This is a genomic window from Taibaiella helva, from assembly GCF_003545695.1.
GTDB lineage: Bacteria > Bacteroidota > Bacteroidia > Chitinophagales > Chitinophagaceae > Taibaiella > Taibaiella helva.
In genome coordinates, this window is record NZ_QUZZ01000004.1 from 220,879 (window position 1) to 244,141 (window position 23,263).

General features: G+C 51.0%; 21 protein-coding genes. 13 read left to right on the top strand and 8 right to left on the bottom strand.

Annotated elements, in window-relative coordinates; genetic code table 11:
* The first annotated feature begins 201 nt into the window (after nt 1–201).
* Complete coding sequence (locus DZC79_RS08760) at nt 202–1,503, top strand: ABC transporter substrate-binding protein (protein ID WP_157977021.1); 1,302 nt, start codon at nt 202–204, stop codon at nt 1,501–1,503.
* Between the two features lie 125 nt (nt 1,504–1,628).
* Here DZC79_RS08760 and DZC79_RS08765 read toward each other — a convergent pair whose 3' ends face one another.
* Together DZC79_RS08765 and DZC79_RS08770 are read right to left on the bottom strand one after the other, a co-directional pair.
* Nucleotides 1,629–2,726 (bottom strand): fatty acid desaturase family protein, encoded by a 1,098-nt coding sequence (locus DZC79_RS08765; RefSeq protein WP_118951185.1) that lies wholly within the window; start codon nt 2,724–2,726, stop codon nt 1,629–1,631.
* Between the two features lie 201 nt (nt 2,727–2,927).
* A complete protein-coding gene (locus DZC79_RS08770) occupies nt 2,928–3,425 on the bottom strand; it encodes a cytidine deaminase (protein ID WP_118951186.1) in 498 nt (165 codons plus the stop codon).
* Between the two features lie 105 nt (nt 3,426–3,530).
* Here DZC79_RS08770 and sppA point away from each other — a divergent pair, with 105 nt between their 5' ends.
* From sppA to DZC79_RS08795, 5 genes are all read left to right on the top strand, one after another.
* The gene (gene sppA, locus DZC79_RS08775; RefSeq protein WP_118951187.1) at nt 3,531–5,324 is read left to right on the top strand and encodes a signal peptide peptidase SppA; all 1,794 of its coding nucleotides are present in this window, start codon (nt 3,531–3,533) and stop codon (nt 5,322–5,324) included.
* A 194-nt stretch (nt 5,325–5,518) separates the two neighbouring features.
* Nucleotides 5,519–6,682 carry a tetratricopeptide repeat protein gene (locus tag DZC79_RS08780; protein ID WP_118951489.1) on the top strand — a complete coding sequence of 388 codons (1,164 nt, stop codon included), beginning with the start codon at nt 5,519–5,521 and terminating at the stop codon, nt 6,680–6,682.
* 352 nt (nt 6,683–7,034) lie between these two features.
* Entirely contained in the window at nt 7,035–7,409 is a 375-nt protein-coding gene (locus tag DZC79_RS08785) for a T9SS type A sorting domain-containing protein (protein WP_118951188.1), read from the top strand.
* A gap of 109 nt (nt 7,410–7,518) precedes the next feature.
* Nucleotides 7,519–9,765 carry a RelA/SpoT family protein gene (locus tag DZC79_RS08790; protein ID WP_118951189.1) on the top strand — a complete coding sequence of 749 codons (2,247 nt, stop codon included), beginning with the start codon at nt 7,519–7,521 and terminating at the stop codon, nt 9,763–9,765.
* Nucleotides 9,766–9,813: 48 nt separating this feature from the next.
* Entirely contained in the window at nt 9,814–10,413 is a 600-nt protein-coding gene (locus DZC79_RS08795; protein WP_118951190.1) for a WbqC family protein, read from the top strand.
* A 94-nt stretch (nt 10,414–10,507) separates the two neighbouring features.
* Here the strand turns inward: DZC79_RS08795 and DZC79_RS08800 are convergent, their stop codons facing one another.
* Complete coding sequence (locus tag DZC79_RS08800) at nt 10,508–11,497, bottom strand: 3-hydroxyacyl-CoA dehydrogenase family protein (RefSeq protein ID WP_198666831.1); 990 nt, start codon at nt 11,495–11,497, stop codon at nt 10,508–10,510.
* A gap of 167 nt (nt 11,498–11,664) precedes the next feature.
* Between DZC79_RS08800 and DZC79_RS08805 the strand changes: the two genes are divergently transcribed.
* From DZC79_RS08805 to hxpB, 4 genes are all read left to right on the top strand, one after another.
* Nucleotides 11,665–12,231 carry a hypothetical protein gene (locus tag DZC79_RS08805; RefSeq protein WP_118951191.1) on the top strand — a complete coding sequence of 189 codons (567 nt, stop codon included), beginning with the start codon at nt 11,665–11,667 and terminating at the stop codon, nt 12,229–12,231.
* Between the two features lie 116 nt (nt 12,232–12,347).
* On the top strand, nt 12,348–13,331 hold the full coding sequence (locus DZC79_RS08810; protein WP_118951192.1) for a pyruvate dehydrogenase complex E1 component subunit beta: 984 nt from the start codon (nt 12,348–12,350) through the stop codon (nt 13,329–13,331).
* A gap of 125 nt (nt 13,332–13,456) precedes the next feature.
* Nucleotides 13,457–14,326, top strand: a complete 870-nt coding sequence (porG, locus tag DZC79_RS08815; protein ID WP_118951193.1) for a type IX secretion system protein PorG — start codon at nt 13,457–13,459, stop codon at nt 14,324–14,326.
* 40 nt (nt 14,327–14,366) lie between these two features.
* Nucleotides 14,367–15,020, top strand: a complete 654-nt coding sequence (hxpB, locus tag DZC79_RS08820; RefSeq protein WP_118951194.1) for a hexitol phosphatase HxpB — start codon at nt 14,367–14,369, stop codon at nt 15,018–15,020.
* Nucleotides 15,021–15,060: 40 nt separating this feature from the next.
* Here hxpB and DZC79_RS08825 read toward each other — a convergent pair whose 3' ends face one another.
* Nucleotides 15,061–15,393 carry an MmcQ/YjbR family DNA-binding protein gene (locus DZC79_RS08825; RefSeq protein WP_118951195.1) on the bottom strand — a complete coding sequence of 111 codons (333 nt, stop codon included), beginning with the start codon at nt 15,391–15,393 and terminating at the stop codon, nt 15,061–15,063.
* A gap of 5 nt (nt 15,394–15,398) precedes the next feature.
* Entirely contained in the window at nt 15,399–16,904 is a 1,506-nt protein-coding gene (locus tag DZC79_RS08830; protein WP_157977022.1) for a phytoene desaturase family protein, read from the bottom strand.
* 208 nt (nt 16,905–17,112) lie between these two features.
* Between DZC79_RS08830 and DZC79_RS08835 the strand changes: the two genes are divergently transcribed.
* The gene (locus DZC79_RS08835; RefSeq protein WP_118951197.1) at nt 17,113–18,141 is read left to right on the top strand and encodes a PhoH family protein; all 1,029 of its coding nucleotides are present in this window, start codon (nt 17,113–17,115) and stop codon (nt 18,139–18,141) included.
* 64 nt (nt 18,142–18,205) lie between these two features.
* Here DZC79_RS08835 and DZC79_RS08840 read toward each other — a convergent pair whose 3' ends face one another.
* Nucleotides 18,206–19,537, bottom strand: a complete 1,332-nt coding sequence (locus tag DZC79_RS08840) for an MATE family efflux transporter (RefSeq protein ID WP_118951198.1) — start codon at nt 19,535–19,537, stop codon at nt 18,206–18,208.
* Between the two features lie 100 nt (nt 19,538–19,637).
* Between DZC79_RS08840 and DZC79_RS08845 the strand changes: the two genes are divergently transcribed.
* Entirely contained in the window at nt 19,638–20,444 is an 807-nt protein-coding gene (locus tag DZC79_RS08845) for a DUF3822 family protein (protein WP_118951199.1), read from the top strand.
* Complete coding sequence (locus DZC79_RS08850; protein ID WP_118951200.1) at nt 20,432–20,986, top strand: RsmD family RNA methyltransferase; 555 nt, start codon at nt 20,432–20,434, stop codon at nt 20,984–20,986. Before DZC79_RS08845 ends, DZC79_RS08850 begins: the two co-directional genes overlap by 13 nt.
* 664 nt (nt 20,987–21,650) lie before the next feature.
* Here the strand turns inward: DZC79_RS08850 and DZC79_RS08855 are convergent.
* Together DZC79_RS08855 and DZC79_RS08860 are read right to left on the bottom strand one after the other, a co-directional pair.
* Complete coding sequence (locus DZC79_RS08855) at nt 21,651–22,907, bottom strand: RNA polymerase sigma factor (RefSeq protein ID WP_118951201.1); 1,257 nt, start codon at nt 22,905–22,907, stop codon at nt 21,651–21,653.
* 9 nt (nt 22,908–22,916) lie between these two features.
* Nucleotides 22,917–23,261: a YciI family protein gene (locus DZC79_RS08860; RefSeq protein WP_118951202.1), complete on the bottom strand. Its 345-nt coding sequence runs from the start codon at nt 23,259–23,261 to the stop codon at nt 22,917–22,919.
* Nucleotides 23,262–23,263 lie beyond the last annotated feature (2 nt).

Sequence of the window (23,263 nt, forward strand, 5' to 3'; positions counted from 1 at the left end):
TAACAGGACAATCATCATAAAGTGTGGGTTTGGGAACATAGTGTTAACCACAGATAACCACAGTGTGACAAGTTTAAAAAAATGCTAAAAGGAAGTCCTTCCTTCAGATTTAATTAGATTTGCAATTCACGATCACGCACATACAATATCCTTTCCGGGAAGATATCCTAACCATATCGCATGTTTTTGTTTCGTTTGCCTATGAAGAAATGCTATAAGATCCTTTTTCTTGTGGTGGCCTGCTGCTTGCTGACACCTGTTGTTTCCCCTGCGCAATTCTGGAAAAAGATTTTTAAAAAGGAGACCAAAAAGCCGGTAAAGAAAACACCGGAGAAAAATAAGCCGGTCACCAAAAAAGAAGAGCCCAAGCTGAAAAAAAGGGTGCCTCCCGAATATCCTTCTTCGGCAAAGAAAGCGGTGTACCGTGTAGATGTGCTGCTACCGCTAAACCTCAATGCCCTGGTGCAGAACGGCAAGCCCATTTATAAAAAGACCCCGGACCACCTGCAGGCTGCGATCAACTTTTATGAAGGGCTCAGCATTGCGGCGCAGGCGCTGCAAAATAAGGATGTGAAGCTGGAATGGTATGTGCACGACATTACCGACCCTGCCGATAACATAACACAGCTGACCACCGGCAAAAAGATGGAAGGCACCGACCTGGTCATCGGCTGCGTACAGTCGAGCGATATCCCGGCGCTGGCTGCTTATGCCCAGAAGAAGAAGATCAATTTCGTTTCTGCCCTCTCCCCTGCCGATGCCAACACGAAAGACAATCCTTATTTTATCCTGATCCAGCCTACATTGAAGACCCATATCAACAAGCTGATTGCCTATGCGGATAAAAAGTACGGCAGGAATCCCAAATACATTTTTCACACCAACAATACCAGCGGTGAGAAAGAGGCCTACAACCAGCTGCGCGACGCCCTGATCGAAGAAAAGGACCTCAGCATTATCGACTGCTCGCGCCTGAAGCTGACCACGGACACCTTATCGCGGCTCTTCGACAGCAACAAGGTCAATGTGGTGTTCGTCAGTGTGCTCGATATCGGTAATGCCGAGCAGATCCTGAATACTCTTGCGGCCATGCCGCACAGCTATCGTTTCCAGATATTCGGCATGCCTTCCTGGAAATCGCTGAGGGGCCTGAGCCAATCGAGCGCGTATATGGGGTTAAGCATTCACTACACGACGCCCTTTTATTATGACCCTACGACAGCTGCAGGCCGGTATGTATCCACACAGTATACAGCCACCTATGGCGGCACACCCTCCGAAATGGTGTACCGGGGCTATGAATCCCTGTACTGGCTGAGCAGCCTGCTCGAGCAGCATGGCGTGGTGTTCAATAAAGATATCGGCGATGTGAGCGCTGCACCCTTTACCCGTTACGAAATTGAACCTGCCTGGTCCAAAGAAAATGATTTCCTTTACCTGGAAAACAATAAGCTCTACATTCTCCACTACCAGAATGGCGGCTATGTGGTAGAGCAGCAGTAATAATTAATATGCTTTCCGCTTCGGGCGTTGATACAAAAGAAATCCCGGCGACTGAGTTCGCCGGGATTTCTTTTGATGTGTATCTTTTGACACTCCTGAAGGAAGAAACATGTGTGCATTGCTGATCAGGCATTCCGCTCTTCCAGCTTCAGCTTTTTGGCTTCTGCCATGGCCTTCTTCTGGGCTACGTAAGGATAGTGGTATTGTTCCAGGAATTGCTTCTTCGAATCGCGATAGGTATCCACCCCACCGATCAGGCTCAGGAAGCGGACATAGACATAAGCCATGTCTACCTGGTAATTCAGAAACCCGGAGCGGGCGCTGGCGGGGTAAAGGTGGTGATTGTTGTGCCATTCGCCGGCTACATAGCCCGGCCATATCTGGTTAATAGAAAGATCTTTACGGTTAAAGTCGATACCGTCGACCCGCTTGTCCTTTCCTTTGCCATGTCCCTCATAGTTGAAGGTACGCACACCGGCGGTCCATACGAAAGCAGAGCCGAAGATTGCAGAAGCGAAGCCAAGCCCCTGCCCACCCAGCAGGTACTGGCCGATAAGGTAAAGAACAGCAAACCAGAAACCCCAATTGAGCGCCCAGCTCAGCAGCACCCGGCCGGGACTGTCGATGCTGCCCCATTTGCGATATTGCTCATAAGTATTGGGCTTCACACCGGTATGGCGCATCAGGTGCACAACACGCTGATAATCTTCTTCAGAAAGGTTGCGGTTGATGGGCTGATGATTAGCATCGGCCAGGAAGCAGTACAGGAAGCCTGCGCTGGCATTGTAGGGATCGCCGGGTTCATCGGATTTAGCATGGTGCACATGGTGCGACACGGCATAGATCTCTTCAAATACGGTCTTGATCACCAGGTGCTGCGTGACAAAGCGCCAGAATTTATTCTTGAAGGTATAAGCGCCGTGTGTGCAATAGCGGTGGTACCAGATGGTGCCATGCGTACCCATAAAGATCATGCTGTAGACAAAGCCGGCCAGCACAAACCACCAGTTGAAGGCGAAGAAAAAGAAATAGAGCAGGAAGGGAAGCAGGCAGAACAGCTGCACCCAGCTGGTGAAGGTCATCCAATTCTTTCTCGACTTAAAAATATTCAACCTTGAAAAAAATTCTTTAAAGATCTCTTTCGGAGCAGGTTTTACCAGGTTGCCTTGTTCATCGCGCCATCCGTAACTGGGCGGCTCCAACACATAATCAAATAATGCCATTAAAGAGCTTTTATAAAATAATAATTGAATCGTTTTTACTTGGGAAAGACCCTCATCGCGGTAAAGATAAACTATAAATTGATGACACTATCAATTAAATGCCGATTCCTTGCAATATTGTGACAATTAACGATCGATTATCCCCTATGCTTAATGAAAAGAAATATACACGAAAGCCGGCCGCCACAGCCTTTTGCATCATTAGCCTTCCGGGTGCAGGTGGTCGCCGGAAAAAGCAAAAGGCAACATATTGGTAATACTGTCAACAATGATACCCTCCCCCGCCGGATTGCTCATGATCAGCTTTATGGGATGATCCTGCAGCCCGGACACTTCCAGCAGGCTTTGCCGGCAGATGCCGCAGGGAGAAAGGATCAGCTCATTGCGACCGGGCTGCTTTCTGTTGCGATAGGCAATAGCGACGGCCTTTATGCCCATGCGGGGATAAAGGGACGACAGCGTAGCCAAGGCCGCCCTTTCGGCGCAGATACCGGCCGGGTAAGAAGCATTTTCCTGGTTACCGCCCCTGACAATGACACCGTTGTCCAGCAGCAGCGCCGCACCCACTTCAAAGCCGGAATAAGGGGCATAGGCAAGCTGTGTGGCTTCCTGCGCGGCTTCCAGCAGTGCTGCATCTTCAGGCGCCAGATCGCCGGGCTTTGCGAACTTATGATAGGAAAAAGAGAAAGAAGAGTCCATTGTTTAAATAACGCAAATTAAGACAAGCCTTCCATAAACCACCTTCAAGGGGGGTAAAAAATATATGCACCATAGTTTTATCTTTGCCCAAAATGAATCCCCGAGATGAAACAATTCTTTAAGTTCTTCTTTGCCTCCTTTCTGGCGCTGGTTGTCGCCGGGATCCTCTTTTTTGCCGTTTTCTTTATCGTGATCGGCTCCATATCGCGCTCAGTATCCGGCGCCGCAGCCAAAGAAGCCGAATCGCTGGTAAAAGACAATTCCATCCTTTATATCGACCTTACAGACGACTACCACGAGCTGGGTGAAAGCAATACCCTGGCCCTGTTTACCGGCGGCTCCTCGCAAACTGCCGGCCTGCACGACCTGATGAAAAGCGTGGCCTATGCCAAGACCGATGAAAAGATCAAAGGTATTTACCTCAAGACCGGCGGCTCGCCCAACGGCCAGGCCACTGCCCAGCAGATCCGCGAGGCGCTGAAGGATTTCAAGCAAAGCGGTAAATTTATCTATGCCTACGGCGACTTCATCCCGCAGTCCGATTACTTCATTGCCTCTGTTGCCGACAGCATCTTCATCAATCCTCTGGGATCGGTAGAGCTGAAAGGGCTGGCCTCCAACCTGGTCTTTTTCAAAGGCGCGCTGGACAAGCTGAACGTTCAGCCCGAGATCTTTTACTGCGGCCAGTTCAAGAGCGCTACCGAGCCCTTCCGTATGGACAAGATGAGCGAGCCCAACCGCAAGCAGATCGCAGCTTTGCAAAGCGATATCTGGAAAGAGATGCTGAATGCCGTCAGCGAGCATACACATGCCGATACGGCTTCGATCAATACCTGGGCCAGGACCGGCGCGATACAAACAGCAAATGATGCGGTCAATTACAAGCTGGCCGATGGCACCCGCTATAAAGACGAAGTGGAAACCCTGCTCCGCCGCAAGACCGGTAAAAACGAGAAAGACAAGATCAGCTTTATTACCATCAACGATTATGTCAGCAATGTGAAGGGTGGCACCGGCGACGACCAGGTCGCCATACTGGTAGCCGAAGGCGAGATCGTCGACGGTGAAAAGCAAGGCTCTTCTTACCAGATCGCGTCCGAAACCTTTATCAAAGAGATCAGGAAAGTGAGGGACAATGAAAAGGTAAAAGCTGTGGTGATGCGGGTCAACTCGCCCGGCGGCAGCGCCCTGGCTTCCGAAGTGATCCTGCGCGAGCTGCAATTGCTCAAAAAGAAAAAACCGCTGGTGGTATCGATGGGCGATTTAGCAGCCAGTGGCGGCTATTATATTTCCTGCCAGGCCGATAGCATCTTTGCGCTGCCCAATACCATTACCGGCAGCATCGGTGTCTTTGGCATGATGTTCAATACCCAGGCCTTCTTTAACCAGAAGCTGGGCGTAACCTTCGATGGCGAAAAGAACGCCCCTTACGCCGATTTCCCCAATATGAACCGCCCTATGACCGAACAGGAAAAGAAATTTATCCAGAACGGTGTAGACACGATCTATATGACCTTCAAAAGCCGCGTAGCGGCCGGGCGCAAAATGGATATCGCTTATGTCGACAGCATCGGCCAGGGCCGCGTGTGGACCGGTACTGCCGGCCTGAAGAACGGCTTGGTAGATGCATTGGGCAACCTGGATCGCGCCATCCGGAGCGCCGCCGCCATTGCCAGGCTGAAAGACTACCGTACGGTTACTTATCCCGCGCCGGAAGACAAGATGGAACGCCTGATGCGTATGTTCTCCCAGGGCAGCGTTAGCGGGAAAGCAATGGCCGAGCAGCTCCTGGAGCAGGAGATGGGTAAAGAATACCGCTGGTTCCGTATCCTGCGCACCATGCAGCAGCAAAAGAACCATGTGTGGATGATGATGCCCTTTGTTCCGGAGATTTATTAAGACGATAATATAAAGACAGCAGGCTGCCCCGATCGGGGCAGCCTGCTGTCTTTATATCCGTTCCCTGCATTGCGAATACCGCTCCGGAACATACAGATGTTGGAGCGGGCAGAACAAATTTTAATTACCGGAACAAGCTGTTTTTTATTCCTTTAATTTCGGCGTCGTTGATCTGCAAAACCATCAACCTGAATATGAAGACGATTACGCTTACAGCCGCGCTGCTTATTGCTGTTACCGGGAATATTGTCGCCCAACAACGCACCGTACAGGTATTGAGCGCGACCATAAAAGACAAAAAGATAGAAGGTGCTGAAGTTATCTTTCAAAAAAACGGCGAACGCTCGGTGAGCGGCCGCACCGATGCGCAAGGTAATGTTACCGTCAATGCAGGCTTTGCCGACGATCCCGGCACTTCGGTTATCATCAAGAAGGAAGGCTATTCTACCCTGGTGGCCCGCTGCGCCTGCGATAAGCTGACCTATGCCATTAGCCCGGTGATGGAAAACCTGGACGGGATGCGCATCGTACTGAGCTGGGGCGCTACGCCTTCTGACCTGGACGCCCACCTGGCCTATGGCAGCAACCATATTTTCTACAACCATAAGCAGGGCAGCAATGCCGACCTGGATGTGGACGATACGGACAGCTACGGCCCCGAGACCATTACCATTAACCAGCGCAACAATGGGGAAGAATATGTGTACGCGATACACGACTATTCCGACCGGGACAACCCCAACACTACCCGTTTGAGCGGCAGCCAGGCCAAGGTATTCGTCTATATCGGCCAGTCGCTGGTGCGGACCTATTATTTACCCGCCAACGGCCAGGCCGGCAATTTATGGACAGTATTCAAAATAAACGGTGATGGCGAGATGCAGGACGTCAATACCCTGAGCCGGGTCAATTGCTCCTCGGAAGATGTCAACAGGATCATGTTCCATCCCCGCGATGCGGTCAACATCAACGGCAATTACGATGCATCTGCCGCCGAATCGCTCAATGCCAGCGGTGAAATGGCTTACCACAGCCGAAACTACGAATCGGCGGTAAGCTACTACACGGCAGCCATCCAGGAAGATCCTGGCTATGGCCAGGCCTACGGTAACCTAGGGTTGGCTTACAAAAAAATGGGCCGTAATGCGGAGGCCATATGGGCCAACCGGAAAGCAATTGCACTGGCCAGCGGCGCCACAGCCAACACCGTAAAGGCAGGTTCCTATTACAATATCGGTCGCATTTATGAAGAGCGGGGCAAGTATGCCGAGGCGTTGCGCCAGTACCAGCAGGCAAAATCCCTGAAAGAAAATCCGGTTTATAACACCGCGATTGGCAGAATGCGCAGCAAGCTGTAAAAATAGCAGCGCCGACAACCACTTTTTAGTCCGGGAACTAGGGGTAAAAGCGCTTATGATCATCTTATAGATGGGACAGGAAGGTGAAAATAGCAGTTTAACGCTTTTTCACCTTCCTGACACAATATCGGTTTAAACACTTTGGCACGGCTTTTGTCTATATCTGGTAAAGGAGATCATCTTTGACAATAGCGCCGGTTTACAGATATAGATTACCTCTATGAGGGTTTTTTATAATTTTTCCGGTGAAAATGCTGAAATTTTAAAACGGTATATTATATTTGCAAATAAGATCGATGTTTTGATTGCCAAAAATCCATCTGAACCCTAAACATTATCAATAGTTATTACTATGAAATTTGTATACAAGCTGTCTTTTTTACTCACCCTGATCGCCTTTGTTGGCCTGCATGCTACAGATGCTGCAGCACAAGGAAATGAAAAGACAATCATCACCAACCAGGACAGGACGATCACCGTATATCCCATTCCCGCCAACACGAGCGTGAATGTACGCCTCTCCGCTTCCCTGAAGACTGATGTTGAGAAAGTAGAGATCATTAACCTGATCGGCCGTAAGCTGACCGAGCAGACGATTATTGATAAAAGCACCACCGACATCACCTTCAACAACCTGAGCGAAATGCCCCAGGGTATTTACATGGTTGTTGCCCGGGATAAAGGTGGCAAGATCATTCAGTCAGCTAAAATGATCATTAACCGCTAATACGCATGCCTCCGGGCATACACAAGATCATAATAACGTATTTTTAGAACGGAAGCCGATTCAGGTTTCCGTTTTTATTTGTATATTAGAATTATAGATACCCCTCTTTATGAGTACACCGCTTTTATATACCAAAGCTATAGATGAAGAGCAGGAAAAGAAACTGATCCTCAGAGAATACCGCGCCTTGCTGCGCGCCCTGAAACAAAGGCTCAAAAAAGGCGACCGTAAGATCGTGCGCCGCGCTTTTGAGCTGGCGGCCGATGCGCATAAAGAGACCCGGCGCAAGTCGGGCGAGCCCTATATCCTGCACCCATTGGCCGTGGCCCGCATCGTGGTGGAAGAGATCGGTCTCGGCGTTACCTCGGCCTGCTGTGCCCTGATGCATGATGTGGTGGAAGATACAGAGATCTCGCTGGAAGACATTGCCGCCGAATTCGGCACCAATTTTGCCCGTATTATCGACGGCCTGACCAAGATATCCAATGTAGTTGATATCAAAGCCTCGGCTTCGATGCAGGCCGAAAATTTCCGTAAGATCCTGCTGACCCTGGCCGAAGATCCCCGTGTGATCCTGATCAAGCTGGCCGACCGCCTGCACAATATGCGTACGCTCAACAGCATGAGCCGGGAAAAGCAGCTGAAGATCGCCTCCGAAACCACTTATATCTTCACCCCGCTGGCGCATCGCCTGGGCTTGTACGAGATCAAAACCGAGCTGGAAGACCTTGCGCTGAAGTTTACGCAGCCCGATGTCTACCTCGACATCGTACGCAAGCTGAAGGAGACCAAACGGGACCGTACCCGCTATATCAATGAGTTCATCAAACCGGTGAAGGAAGAGCTGGGCAAGCAGGACATCGAGTTCGAAATTTACGGACGACCCAAGTCCATCCATTCCATATGGAACAAGATGCGTACCAAGCATGTCAGCTTTAACGAAGTGTACGACCTGTTTGCCATCAGGGTGATCCTGAATTCGCCCAGGGAAAGGGAAAAGGAGGATTGCTGGAAGGTCTATTCCATTATCACCAATTATTACCAGCCCAGCCCCGAGCGGCTGCGCGACTGGCTCAGTATGCCCAAGGGCAATGGCTACGAAGCGCTGCATACCACGGTGATGGGCCCCGGCGGCCGCTGGGTGGAGGTGCAGATCCGCACCCAGCGCATGAATGAGATCGCCGAAAAAGGCCTGGCTGCACACTGGAAATATAAGGAAGGCGCCCATAATGAAAGCAAGCTGGATGCCTGGCTCAAGCACATCGGCGAAGTGCTGAACAACCCGGATACCGATACCCTGGACTTTGTGCAGGACTTCAAACTGGATCTCTTTACCGAAGAGATCTATGTCTACACGCCCAAAGGCGACATGCGCGTGCTGCCCAAAGGCGCCACCGCGCTTGACCTGGCCTTCGATATCCACTCCGAGCTGGGCGCCCGTTGTATCGGCGCCAAGATCAATTACCGGCTGATGCCCATCAGCCAGGAGCTGAAAAGCGGCGACCAGGTAGAGATCATTACTTCTTCCAAGCAAAAGCCTTCGGAAGACTGGCTCAATTTCGTGGTGACTGCAAAAGGCAAATCCCGGATCAAGTACTATTTAAGAGAAGAAAAAAGGAACATTGCCGAAGACGGCAAAGAGATCCTGTACCGCAAGCTGGATCATATGCATGTTACGCCTTCGGTACAGAATCTGAATGAGCTCTGCGCTTATTTCAAGCTGCCCTCGCCGCTGGACCTGTATTATGGTATTGCAGTGGGCTCCATTGATCTGAAACCGTTGAAATCCTTTACCGTTACGGGCGACAGGCTGTTCCAGCCGCAGAAGGAGACCAAACCTGAAGCCAAGCCGGTACCGCACCATGAGCACGAAAAGGAAATGACGGCCAAGGGTGCGGAGCTGATCATCTTCGGCGAAAGCTCGGACAAGATCCTGTACAAGCTGGCGCAATGCTGCCAGCCTATTCCCGGCGACGACGTATTTGGCTTTATCACTTCGGGTGAAGGGCTGAAAGTGCACCGCACCGACTGTCCCAATGCGGCGCAGCTGATGGCTAACTATGCGCACCGTATCGTGAAGACCAAATGGGCCAAGAACAAGGAGATCTCTTTCCTCACCGGCGTCAAGCTTACGGGCCTCGACGATGTGGGCATTATCCAGGGCATTACCAATGTCATTACCGGCGAGCTGCATATGAACATGCGCTCGATCAGCATCGACTCGAAAGACGGCGTGTTCGAGGGCACTATCATGGTATTTGTGCACGACCGCGAGGAGCTGGATGAGCTGTGCCGCAGACTAGGCAATATCAAAGGTATTACCAAGGTAGAACGAATCGAAGCCAGTGGCGAATAGTATCTTTGCCATTGCAACCACAATGTTTATTTCTTCTCCCGATAACGAATGATCTCTTCCTCTATGCCTTTCCCGCCGGTAAGCTGGTGGCGACAGGCCAGTAGCGCGCAGCACATCACCTTTGACCTGGCAGAGCATTACCAGAAAATGAGCTACCGAAACCGGTACTATCTGGCCGCGCCTGCGGGCAAAATGCTGATGAGCCTGCCCCTGGAAAAAGGGCGCAACCAACGGATACCGGTGCAGGAAGTAAGGCTATCGGAGCGCGATGTCTGGCAGGACAACCATTGGAAGACGATCGTATCGCTTTATGGCCGCGCTCCTTTTTTCGAACATTTTTCCCATCAGCTGGAACCTTTGTTCCGGCAGCCGTTCGCGCTGCTGCATGACTTTAATAAAGCAGGCATAATTCTGGTGACGCAGCTGCTGAAGCTGCCCCTGATCTTCGATGAGACAAGGCAATTTATCGAACGGTACCCGGACGATATTACCGATCTGCGCCACGGCCTCAGGCCACAGCAGCCTGCTGCCGTACCGGAATACTACCAGGTATTTGCCGACCGGACCGGTTTCCAGAGCGATTGTTCTATACTCGACCTGCTGTTTTGCGAAGGCCCATATGCGGCAGTGTGGCTAAGGCAAGAATAGCCATGCATTTTACGGAAAAGAAAATGGCATTAATCCTTCGAGATCAATGCCATTTTTTATCAATATTTCGTATCTTATTGAAGATTCAGCTCCGTTACATCTTCCATTGCTTGCCGGCGAAGCGTTCGCTTACAACCAGCTCTTTGCTGCCGGGTGTGTACTTGTAGAAGCCCTCGCCGCTTTTGGCGCCCAGGAAGCCTGCCTGTACCATATTGCACAGCAGGGTTGCCGGTGCATACTTCTGGTTGCCGAAGCCCATGTGCAGCACATTCATAATAGAGTAGCAGGTGTCGAGACCAATGAAATCGGCCAGCTGCAGCGGGCCCATCGGGTGCGCCATACCCAGCTTCATGATGGTATCGATCTCTTCCACACCGGCAACACCTTCCTGCAGGGCCAGGATCGCTTCGTTGATCAGCGGCATCAGGATACGGTTGGAGATAAAGCCAGGATAATCGTTCACCACGCAGGGAACTTTATTCAGCATCTTGGTCAGATCGAATACAGTCTGGGTAACTTCTTTATCTGTAGCATAGCCGTTGATAATCTCTACCAGGCGCATTACCGGTACAGGATTCATGAAGTGCATACCGATCACCTTACCGGGGCGCTTGGTGAAAGAACCGATGCGGGTAATGGAGATGGAAGAGGTATTGCTGGCCAGGATGGTCTTTTCGGGGCAGAGGCGATCGAGCTCCTGGAAGATCTTGATCTTAAGGTCGATGTTCTCGGAAGCGGCTTCCACAACCAGGTCAGCGTCTTTTACAGCATCGGCCATATCGGTAAATAGTTCGATACGGGAGAGTGCCTGTGTTTTATCTTCAGCAGTAAGCAGGTTCTTAGCCACCTGGCGATCCATATTGGTACCAATCTTAGCCACGGCTTTTTCCAGGGCTTCCCTTGAAATATCAACCATATGCACTTTGCAGCCATACTGGGCAAATACATGGGAAATACCGTTACCCATGGTGCCGGCGCCAATCACGATTACTGTTTTTATCTGCTCCAGGCGGGCTTTGGCCGCCGCATCTAATCCAAGTGTTTCTGTGTTCACTGCTGTTGTTTTTTCTTTAACTTCAGACATGATTAATAATTAATTTTTTTAAAAAACGCCTAAAGGTAACCTTTTTTTAATAATGGCCTGCATGAAAATGGCAGCTATGTGTATCCTCTTGCATACATGAGGAAGCATATAAAAGAAAGAAATGACAAAAATTGCGAGTTGTTATCGAAAATAATAACTTTGCGCCCATGACACGAAAAAACCGCTTATTCGTTGCAGGCAGCTGCCTGCTTTTACTGGCAGCTTGCCAATCTCCCAAAGATCAGATCGTGCGCAAATGGCAGATAGATAGCTTCGAAAGCCCCTTCAGGGATTCTATGGCGAAGGTGCAGGAACATTCCATAGACACCATTACTGTCGTAGACAGCAATATGGCTATGTATGTGGGCACCTTTAATGTAGATAGCTTCAAGATGCTGCTCAAGAAGCAGATCAAGCAACAGAAGGAAGAATATGAAAAAGCCGCAAAAGAAAGCACCCTTACTTTCACCAAAGACGGCTTTATGATCAATGAAGAAGGCAGTGGCCGTAAGGATTCCCTGAAATATACCCTGACGGATGACAAAAAACTGGTGGTAACGCCGATAAACGTTCCAGCAGGTATGCCCAACAAGCCGGATACCATCAATATCGAAAAGATCAGCGCTTCTGAAATGCGCTTTAAGGTGGGCAAAGAAAAGCAGATCATGTACATCAACCTGAAAGCTGCCGGCGAAAACAAGGTTGCTGAAAAGAAAGCCGAAGAGAAAAAATAACTTTTGTCAAGATTCATAACTGGCTACGCCTTCCCGCTACAGGAAGGCGTAGTTTTGTTTTCTAATTCAGGAGAATAAACTATTTTTACCCCCGCTAAAAACAGATCAATAATTTTATGGCAGAAATAGCTTTCCGGCAGGCCTTGCGCGAAGCGCTCAGCGAAGAGATGCGCAGGGATGAAAGGGTGTTCTTAATGGGTGAGGAAGTGGCTCAATACAATGGCGCCTACAAAGTGAGCCAGGGTATGCTCGATGAGTTTGGGCCCCGCAGGGTGATCGACACGCCCATTGCCGAGCTCGGCTTTACCGCTATTGCCGTGGGCGCTGCCAGCAATGGTCTCCGGCCTGTGGTAGAGTTTATGACCTGGAACTTCGCCGTACTGGCCCTTGACCAGATCATGAACCATGCGTCCAAAATGCTTTCCATGAGTGCCGGCCAGTTTGGATGCCCTATCGTATTCAGGGGTCCCAATGGCTCGGCCGGACAGCTGGGCGCGCAGCACTCTTCGGCTTTTGAAAGCTGGTATGCCAACATCCCCGGCCTTAAAGTCGTATCGGTTTCGAACCCTTATGATGCCAAAGGCTTGCTGAAATCGGCTATCCGCGACGATGATCCGGTAGTGTTCCTGGAGTCGGAGCTGATGTACGGCGATATGGGCGAAGTGCCCGACGGCGAGTACCTGATCCCCCTGGGTAAGGCCGCTGTGAAAAGAGAAGGCACCGATGTAACGATCGTTTCGTTCAATAAGATGATGAAAGTGGCCCTGGGCACCGCTGAGGAGCTGGCCAAAGAAGGTATCAGCGCCGAGGTGATCGACCTGCGTACGATTCGTCCGCTGGACAGCGAAACCATTATCAACTCGGTAAAGAAGACGAACCGTCTCGTGATCGTGGAAGAGCAATGGCCCTTCGCTTCGGTTTCTTCCGAGATCAGCTACAGGGTGCAGAAGGATGCTTTTGATTACCTGGATGCACCAATACGCCGCATCTGCTCGGCCGATACCAATATGCACTATGCACCCAACCTGGTGGCGGCTTACCTGCCCGATGTGCCGCGCACGGTGAACCTGGTTAAAGAGGTGATGTATCTTAAAAAATAACAGCGCAAATGCTAAAACAAATTTGACAAACCAAGCGGTTTGTCAAATTTGTTTTAGCGATTACCGGCGCTATAATAAAATAGCTTATTTTAGCGTTTAACCACTGAATCGCAGTGAAAAAAGACATGTTTTTACCCTTAAAGAAAATCTTCCTGCCGGCCTTATTCCTCTCCGGGATGATCAAAGCTCCGGCGCAGGAGTTTTACCAGTCGACGGAATACGGCGTATTGTTAGGGGCATCCACTTATTTCGGCGATATTAATCCCAACTACGGCTTAAAATACATCCGGCCGGCCGGCGGGCTTTTCCTTCGCTACCACCTGAATCCCTATATCGCCGTGCGTGGCGCTGTCAATTATACTAAGGTAGGCTACGACGACAAATTCACCTCCAACCCTTACCAGCAGCAGCGCAACCTTAGCTTCCGTTCCGATATCGTTGAGGCTAATCTGATGGCTGAGTTCAACTTTTTCTGGTTCTCTACCGGCGATCCGCAGCATCGTTTTACGCCTTATCTTACCGGCGGTATCGGCGCGTTCTACTATGAACCGTACACGACCTTTAACGGACTTCGTTACAACCTGCGCCCCCTGGGCACCGAAGGCCAGAATACCGCAGAGTTCAAAGACCGCAAATACAAGCCTTACAGCATTTGCCTGCCGGTAGGCGCAGGGATCAAATACTGGCTGGGACCGGGCTTCAATTGCAGCTTCGAGATCGTGAACCGCTTTACGTTTACCGATTATATAGATGATGTAAGCCATACTTATGTGGGCGCCGATCGCTTCATCTCCAACCCTATGAACCCAAGCGTGGCATCCCAGCTCCAGGACCGCTCCCTCTCGGTTGACGGGCAAAAGCTGGGCCGTGCGGGCAAGCAAAGGGGCGACAATGCCAGCAAGGACCAGTACCTGATGGTGCAGCTCTCCTTTTCTTTCCAGCTGAAGACCTACAAATGTCCTTCGCATCTGGAAGGCTTGTGGCAGCCGGATTAAGCGTATCTTTGCGGCGCAAATTCAATCCAGTACTATTTTAATGGCAGCGATCTTCGATATGGACGGCCTGTTGCTCGACACAGAACCGTTATGGGGCATAAGCATGCTCAAAGTAGCCACACATTACCAGGTGCCCGTCGGCCCCGATTTTTTCAAGTTTACTACCGGCTTAAGAATATACGAGGTTACCGAATTCTGGAAGGAAAAATTCGGCTGGCCGGGTAATACCACCGCCAAGCAGCTGGCCGAGGATATCCTGGACGATATTATAGCCTTGTCCAAAGCGGAAGGCGGCGTGATGCCCGGCGCGGAAGCCTGCCTGCAATGGCTGCAGCAGCATGATGTCAAAACGGGGCTGGCCACCTCCTCCCCCACCCGTATGCTCAATGAGCTGATCGGCCATTTTAAGCTCAACGAATATTTCGCGGTGCTCACTTCTGCAGATACGGCATTGTTCGGCAAGCCGCATCCCGAAGTCTATCTTCAATGTGCGCATGCGCTTACGGAATCGCCCTGGAATTGCGTGGCGCTGGAAGATTCGGTGAACGGGATGATCTCGGCCAAAGCCGCGCGTATGAAGGTGATCGTGGTGCCTGAACCCGCAAGGTATGATGATGCGCGCTTCGGCCTGGCCGATGTAAAGCTGCCTACCCTGGAAGCCTTTTCTGAAGCGGTATGGCAATCACTTTGCTAACCGGCCTTTATAACCTTACCTGACTATACGCCGCTTAACCTTATTTCTTTTTTGTTTTGGGCTTCACCAGGTCGTAGGAGTGATCGATCAGCTCTTTGATCAGCTTATCGCCCAGGCTACCGTCGACGATCACCGTATTCCAGTGCTTTTTGTTCATATGGTAGCCGGGAATGATGCTCTCGTGTTCTTCGCGCAGCTCCAGCGCCCGGTCCGGGTCGCATTTGGCATTAAAAGACACGGGCATCGCATCGAGGCTCAGCAGCAGGAACATTTTCCCGGCGACCTTAAATACCAGCGCACCTTCGCCGAAGGGGAAGCCTTCTTCGGCGTCTTCTTTGGCAAGACAATAGCTTCTTATGGACTCTGCGTTCATCGGTTTCAGGCTTTATGGATCTTTTCTAAAAGGTAATCGAGCCCCAGCAGCTCCGCGCTGGCTGCGACAGCATTGATGCTGACACCCAGCACGCCATGAATGCCTATATTCTGCCCGGTAAAGAGCAGGTTAGGGATCTTGGTCCTGATGGGAATACGGGTACCGGCAGGATTCTGCACATCGGCCATCACACCGTAAATGCTGCCGTCGGAGGTACCCATATAATCACGGAAGGTAAGTGGTGTCGCTACTTTGAAAGCCTGTATATGCTGCTTCAGCTCAGGATAACGCTGCGCCACCGTGTCGATAAGCAAGGCCGCCTTTTTCTCTTTGAAGGCATGATATGCCGTGTCGCGCGCTGAAGGTTCTGCCGTAATGTTTCGGGTATGGCTCCAGGCATCCAGCTCTGCAGCATGCATATAGGTCAGTATCGCTACGGTATCGGCATAGCCGGGGTTTTGATCATCGGCGCCGAAATAGAGCGCATAGTTGGCCGGCCATTCACCGGGCCGATAAGCAACCGCTGCAAATACATCAGCGCTGCGGTTCCAGTAGATATTGTGATTGCGGTACGGGATCTTGCCCGGCTGCAATACGATATTGACCATAAAGGCCGATATCGAGTTCTCAGCAGCCAGGATACGCTTGCGGTATACCGGCTTGATGAGATTGCAATCGATCCAGGACAGCGCCATAGCAGGATGTACATTAGCGATAAAATGCTTTGCCCGGTACGCCGCACCTGTGGCCGTAACGGCGCTATGGATCAGGCCGTCTTTTTCGGTAAGGCGTGTGACTTTTTCATTGCGGAAAATAACACCGCCATGCTCCTGCAGCCGGCGCCACAGCAGCTTTGATATCTGCGAGCTGCCGCCCCTGATCTTATAGGCGCTGTCGATATAGCTTTTGGTCACGAGGGCATGGACGTAGAAAGGAGTCTTGTCGCGGGAACCGGCATAGAGCAGGTTGTTGCCCATCAGCACATGCTGCAGCTTCTCATCGGAAATGCGCTGCATCATATCCTGCATGGTCCAATGGCTCACTGCTTCCTTTTCGGAAGCGTCGCCGTTCCGGAGATTGTACAGCGGGAAGCTGTCGCTTACCTGCTGCAGGATCTGAACGTAGTCGTCGAGGGCGCCGTCCGAACCCCTGAAATAGGGTTTGAGCACCTCGGCAAAATGGTTCAGCCCCTGGGCATGGGGGTAGGCCTGCTGATCGTCGCCGAAGATAACCTGGTCAAAGCCGTTCTCATCGAGCTTGTTCAGTCCGAGATCGCCGAGGATACCGGCATAGCGGAATAAGCGGTGCTGACTTTGTCCTTCGTCCAGCGCCCCTACGTAGTGCACGCAGGAGTCGAAAAGTTTTTTTTCAAAAGAGAAGGTCTGAAGACAACCACCGACCTGTTTGTTTTGTTCTATTACAGCAACGTGCAGACCTTCCTTCGCCAGGAAAACTGCGCTGAGCAAACCGCCCAACCCGGAGCCAATGATCACGACATCGTAAATTGCCACTGCTAAGAATCCAAAAACAACCAGGTGCGAAGATTAAATTATTTTTCCACATATCCATCAATGAAAGTTGATAACTATGGCTAACAATAAAATAATGGCTTGAAAAAACTGATTTATACATAACTTTAAGCAACGCGCCACCCGGATAGCGCCTCCCGTGGCCTATGAATGACCAGTTCCACTATTACGTACATTAAACTGACAGACTTTGACAGAAATCATCATCAATCTCGAGACCGTAAACCCGATTGAATTCTTCGGTGTAAACAACAGCAAATTTGACATCCTGAAGAAAAAATTTCCCCTCTTAAAAATATTATCGCGCGGTACGCAATTAAAACTTGCGGGCAAACCGGAAGAAGTAGAAGCCGCACGTGAAAAGATCGACCTTATCGTTAAATACCTGGAGCGCAACGGTAATCTCTCCGAAAATTACTTTGCACAAATACTCGGCGATGCCGAAGACGACGGTGACGGTACCGGCGACAATGCCAATATCATCGACGGCAACGATATCCTGGTTTTCGGTCCTAACGGCAAGGTGATCCGCGCCAAAACGCAGAACCAGAAGAAAATGGCTGCCGTATCGGAAAAAAATGACATCATCTTTGCCATAGGACCGGCGGGTACGGGCAAAACCTATACTGCTGTAGCCCTTGCTGTACGGGCGCTTAAGAATAAGGCGATCAAAAAGATCATCCTGACCCGTCCCGCGGTGGAAGCTGGCGAAAGCCTCGGTTTTCTGCCCGGCGACCTGAAAGAAAAGATCGACCCTTACCTGAGGCCTTTGTACGATGCGCTGGACGACATGATCCCCAGCGACAAGCTGAGCTATTTTATGGCCAACCGCGTGATCGAGATCGCCCCGCTGGCTTATATGCGCGGACGCACCCTCGACAATGCTTTCATTATTCTTGACGAGGCCCAGAATGCCACCGACCTGCAGCTGAAAATGTTCCTGACCCGTATCGGGCCTTCAGCCAAGGCGATCATTACCGGCGACCTGAGCCAGGTCGATCTGCCCAAGAACCAGAAATCGGGCCTGGGCAAGGCTGTAAGAATACTCAAAAATATCCCCGGCATTGCTCATATCGAGCTTAGCGGCAGCGATGTGGTCCGCCACAGGCTGGTTAAAGCAGTAATTGCCGCTTACGACAAAGAAAACGAGCGGGAAGAAGAGCTGGAAGAAATGCGCAAAGAACGCAGAAGCGCACTGAAGGCCGAACAACAACAATGATTCATATACGACAGCGTGTATAAGCAAGAAGTCAAGTTTAAAAACTTGACTTCTTGCTTATACATCAGATCATTTTGCCTTTCCAGCGACCGCTGAGCAGGTAACCGCCGGCAGTAAGCAGCAGGCAGCCCCAGTAAACAAATTCAGAGGCCCAGGCTACATGCAGGGAAGCCCGCAGCCGCTCTACAGCGATAGTGATATACACGATATAGACGCAAACGCAGAAGACTTCAATACAGAGGTTAATAAGGGTATTGCCGGTACCGATCACGGCATTGAAACAGATGGTGGCCATGCACATAATGAGCGAGGAGATCGCCAGCACCCGCAGGCTGTTGACACCCATAGCGATCACTGCCGTATCGCTGGTATAGGCGCCGAGGAAGGTTTTGGGAAAGAGAAAGAGGAAAAGCGAAATACAGATCGTATAGGTGAAGCTGATGGTGATGATCTTTTTGACCAGCGGTACCACACGCTCTGTTTGCCCCTGCCCTATAATATTGCTGACCATTGTATTGCAGGTAGAAGCAAGGGCCCAGGTACCGATGCTGACAATGCCCAGCACACTGCGCAGGATATGCGAGGTGGCCAGCTGGGTTACACCCAGGTGCTCAACGTAGATATAGAAGATCTGCCAGCCGCCTATGCTGAAAACGTATTGCAGGATCAGTGGTGCGGCAACTTTGAGGGTTTGTATCGAAATACGGCTGTCGGGCCGCAGGTAACGGGTAACGGGATAGCGGCGATGCAGTCCCTTAAGAAAAAAGAGGCTGTACATCACAAGGCAATAAATAACCTCTGCCGCGATAGAAGCTGCGGCAGCGCCTTTGAGCCCCATGCGGGGCAGGCCCCAGTTGCCGAAGATCAGGCCATAGTCGAGGGCAACATTGACCAGGTTGGCCAGCAGGGCGCCATAAATCAGCAGGCGCGAACGATTGGTGGCAATGTAAAAGGCATTGACCAGCTGTGTGAGCATCAGGAAAGGCAAGCCCCATATACGCAGGTACAGGAAATCGATCGTGGCAAAGAAAATGTTCTCATCCTTCAGACTGTAGCCGAATAGCAAAGGCGTAAACCAGAACGAAAGCATCATGAGCAGCAGCGAGCCCATGGCGGAAAGGAAAAGACCATTGGTAAAGGTCCGGCTCAATCCCTGCATATCATTCTCACCCGCCCGTCGCGACAGGAGCACCATGATCCCGTTGGAAAGGCCGAAGCCGATATAAGTGAGCAGGAGGTAGTAAATGCTGGTGAGGCCGTTGACTACCAGCTCCAGCTGGCCCAGCCGCCCGAGGAATACGGCATTGGCCATAAAACTGATCTGCGGAATGAGCAGGGACAGTGAAATGGGTGCTGCCAGCTTCAATATTTGTCGTCTAGAGGCGGTGAATTGCATTAATCCGGGGCTGCAGTTGTCGGTTGAACCGCGGACAAAATTATTCTATTAATTTTGCGCAGCACATTTTTGCACTGAAAATATTTCAATATCCCAGCCAATGTCCCTCATCAAGCAAGAGATACTGCAACCCGTCAGGCATTTCAACATGCACGACGACCCGTTGACCAATATAGAAACCCTGCACCTGATCGTATGGGATAAAGGCTTGTGTATTGCGGGCTACGATGCAAACAGCAATGTGCTCACGGCTAAAGTATACCATTATGCGCCATGGAATATGGCCGCCATCGAATCTATCTTCATTAATGAGCCGCTGGTAGCAGGCCCCCAGCCGGTTACCCATATCTGGATCGCTGACGAAAGAACCATAGTTATTCCCCGTCCGCTGTACGAAAAAGAAGCTGCTGCCTCCTGGCTGCGCCGCTTTCATTTTATTGAGGCGGGCGAGCACGTGCACGCCACACCCGTGGCCCAGGTACTGGCAGCTGTTGTCAGCTACCCGGTGCAGGAAAAGCTGGCACAGCTGGTACAGAAATATTTTGCCGAGGGGCATATAGAAGCCCTTTCGGGGGCGATCCTGTGCCAGGAGCCCACGCCACAGGATTATGCCGACCTTGTTTTCCTCGACACCGTAGTGCTGCTCAGCGCCGGCAGCAAGGACAAGCTGCTGCTGCACCAGGTAATGGAGATGAGCGATGTACATAACCTGCTCTATCGCCTGGCCCTCATCTGCCAGGAGCATAGCCTGCAGCAAGAAGAGCTGAGGGTAACGGTTTCCGGGCTTTGCCTTTCCGATACGGTGCTGGAAGAACTAAGGCAGTTCTTTCCCAGGATCACGGTGCCCGGCTCGGAACAATTTGCCTCTTTTACTCTATTAAGCAAGCTGATATCATGCGCATCATAGGCGGCACACACGGCGGCAGGAAGCTCCATCCTCCCACCAATATGCCTCACACACGGCCCACAACAGATGTGGCCAAGGAAGGGCTGTTCAATATCTTACAGAACCAGATCGATTTTGAGGGCATTAAAACGCTGGATATCTTCGGCGGTACCGGCAGCATCAGCTACGAGCTGGCTTCAAGGGGTGCAGCCGATCTTACCATTATCGAACGGGACAAGCACATGGCTGCTTTTATCCGCAAAAGCGCGGCTGAATTTGGTTTCAACCAGATACACCTATTGCAGACCGAGGTATTCAAGTTCCTGAAATCCTGTACCGACCACTACGATTTCATTTTTGCCGGCCCACCTTATGCCCTGGTAGAGATCGATAGCATCCCGGACATCATTTTCGAACGGAAATTACTACGGTCCGATGGCCTGTTTATCCTGGAACATACGCCCCGCAACAATTACGAAGAGCATGCGCATTTCCTTAAGGTAAAAAATTACGGCACCACCCTGTTCTCTTTCTTCGGTTACGAGGAAGAGGAGCATGTCTGATCTTTCTTTTGTAACATCGCCCTTGCCGGCGCATGCACTCGCTACAAACCTTTTGCTCCTACGGAGCAATTTCATGGATGATTGTGTTTGCTACAAACCTTTTGCTCCTACGGAGCAATTTCATGGGTGATTGTGTTTGCTACAAACCTTTTGCTCCTACGGAGCAATTTCATGGATGATTGTGTTTCCCTACAAACCTCTTGCTCCTACGGAGCAATTTCATGGATGATTGTGTTTCCCTACAAACCTTTTGCTCCTACGGAGCAATTTCATGGATGATTGTGTTTCCCTACAAACCTTTTGCTCCTACGGAGCAATTTCATGGATGATTGTGTTTCCCTACAAACCTCTTGCTCCTACGGGGCAATTTCATGGATGATTGTGTTTCCTACAAACCTTTTGCCCCTACGGGGCAATTTCATGGATGATTGTGTTTCCCTACAAATCTCTTGCTCCTACGGAGCAATTTCATGGATGATTGTGTTTCCCTACAAACCTCTTGCTCCTACGGAGCAATTTCATGGATGATTGTGTTTCCCTACAAACCTCTTGCTCCTACGGGGCAATTTCATGGGTGATTGTGTTTCCCTACAAACCTCTTGCTCCTATGGGTAAAGCGGTCCGTTGATCGGGACACATAACGCGGAGCAGTGGCTGAATAGCCTTATGAAAAAAGCATCCGGCATTGCGCTATACGCTGTGCCAGGAACTCCTTATCGGCGGGCGTGGCCGCGAGCGCCAGGGCACGGGTATAAGCATCACAAGCATCAGCCATCAACCCCATACGCCGGCAAATATCGCCTTCAGCCGCGGGCAGCATGAAATTAGCTTCCAGATCACTGCTCCGGAGCCCACGCAGATCATCAAGGCTCCGGGAGCCAGGTAGATAGCTTTCGGCCAGGATACGGTTGAGCGTTACCATCGAAGAAGGATACAGGCGTTCCAGTTGCCGGTACAGCGCCGCGATCCCGGGCCAATCGGTATCGGCAAAGCAGGCAGCCCGGCAGTGCTGCGATGCGATAAGCGCCTCCAGGTAAAAGCGATTGGGCTGCTGCGGCATAGCCCTTCCGAGATAGTAATAAGCTTCTTCTATAAAGACCTTGTTCCAACGGCTGCGGTCCTGTTCTTCCAGGCTAAGCTGCGTGCCGGTAAGGCTGAACCGGGCAGGAAAACGGGACAGGTTAAAGAACATCAGCGCGATCAGGGCTTCAGCTTCACCGCCGGTACCGGCTTGTTCCGCAACCAGCTTTGCCAACCGCAACGCTTCGTAGCACAGGTCATTGTCTATAGTTGCTTTTTTTCTCGTGCTTTTGTATCCTTCATTGAACATGAGGTATAGCACCATGAGCGTCGTATGCAGCCGTTCCGGCGACAAGACAGGCAAACTGAAGGGAGCAGGAAGTGCTTCTCTGCGAAGGAGGGCCTTGCTTCTCGTCAGGATCTTCTTGGCAGCTTCCGGCTGTATGAGTAAGGCATTGGCGATCTCCGGTACGCCGAAGCCGCAGAGGACATACAGCGTAAGCGCGATCTGGTTGCGGGGAGAGAGCACCGGATGGCAGCACAGGAGCAAAAGCTTTAGCTGACTGTCCCGTATTTCACCCGGGGCAAAAAAAGGTTCTATCTCTTGTTCAATACCTTGAATTGCCGGCAGCGACGCATGCGCCGACGATCGTCTTTGCTCCTGCTTCAGGTAATTGATCGCCTTATGCTTGGCTACCTGCATGAGCCAGGCCGGGGGGTGATCGGGCATGCCGGAGAAACGCCAGCTCGTCAACGCGGCCTCAAAGGTATCCTGTACGATATCCATAACCTTGTCAATATCCTGCAGACCAAACAGGCGCGACAATACGGCAACCATCTTTCCCGAGTGTTCCCGGAAAAGATGAGCTGCCAGCTGTGGTATAGGATCTGTGTGTGGCATAGTCAGCTTTTATTCGGTCAGGATCACTTCTCTTATTTCGACCATACCGCCATAATCGAGGGAAGGACAGCCGCGGGCAATACGCGTGGCCTCCTCCAGCGAGGGCGCCAGCAGGAAATAAAAGCCGCTTACGCCTTCTTTGGCCTCGATGTAAGGGCCGTCGGTAATCATGCGTTCACTGCTCTTTATGTACTTCCCTGCGGGTGTAAGCGGGTTACCGCCTTTAAAATGCCCTTGCTGTACCAGCGTTTCCACCCATTTGACATGGCGTTCGATATCTTCCTGCATCTGTTGCGGGGTCATTTTGCCATAGTTGTCCAGGTCTTCCCGGATCAGCATCAGAAATTCTTTCATTG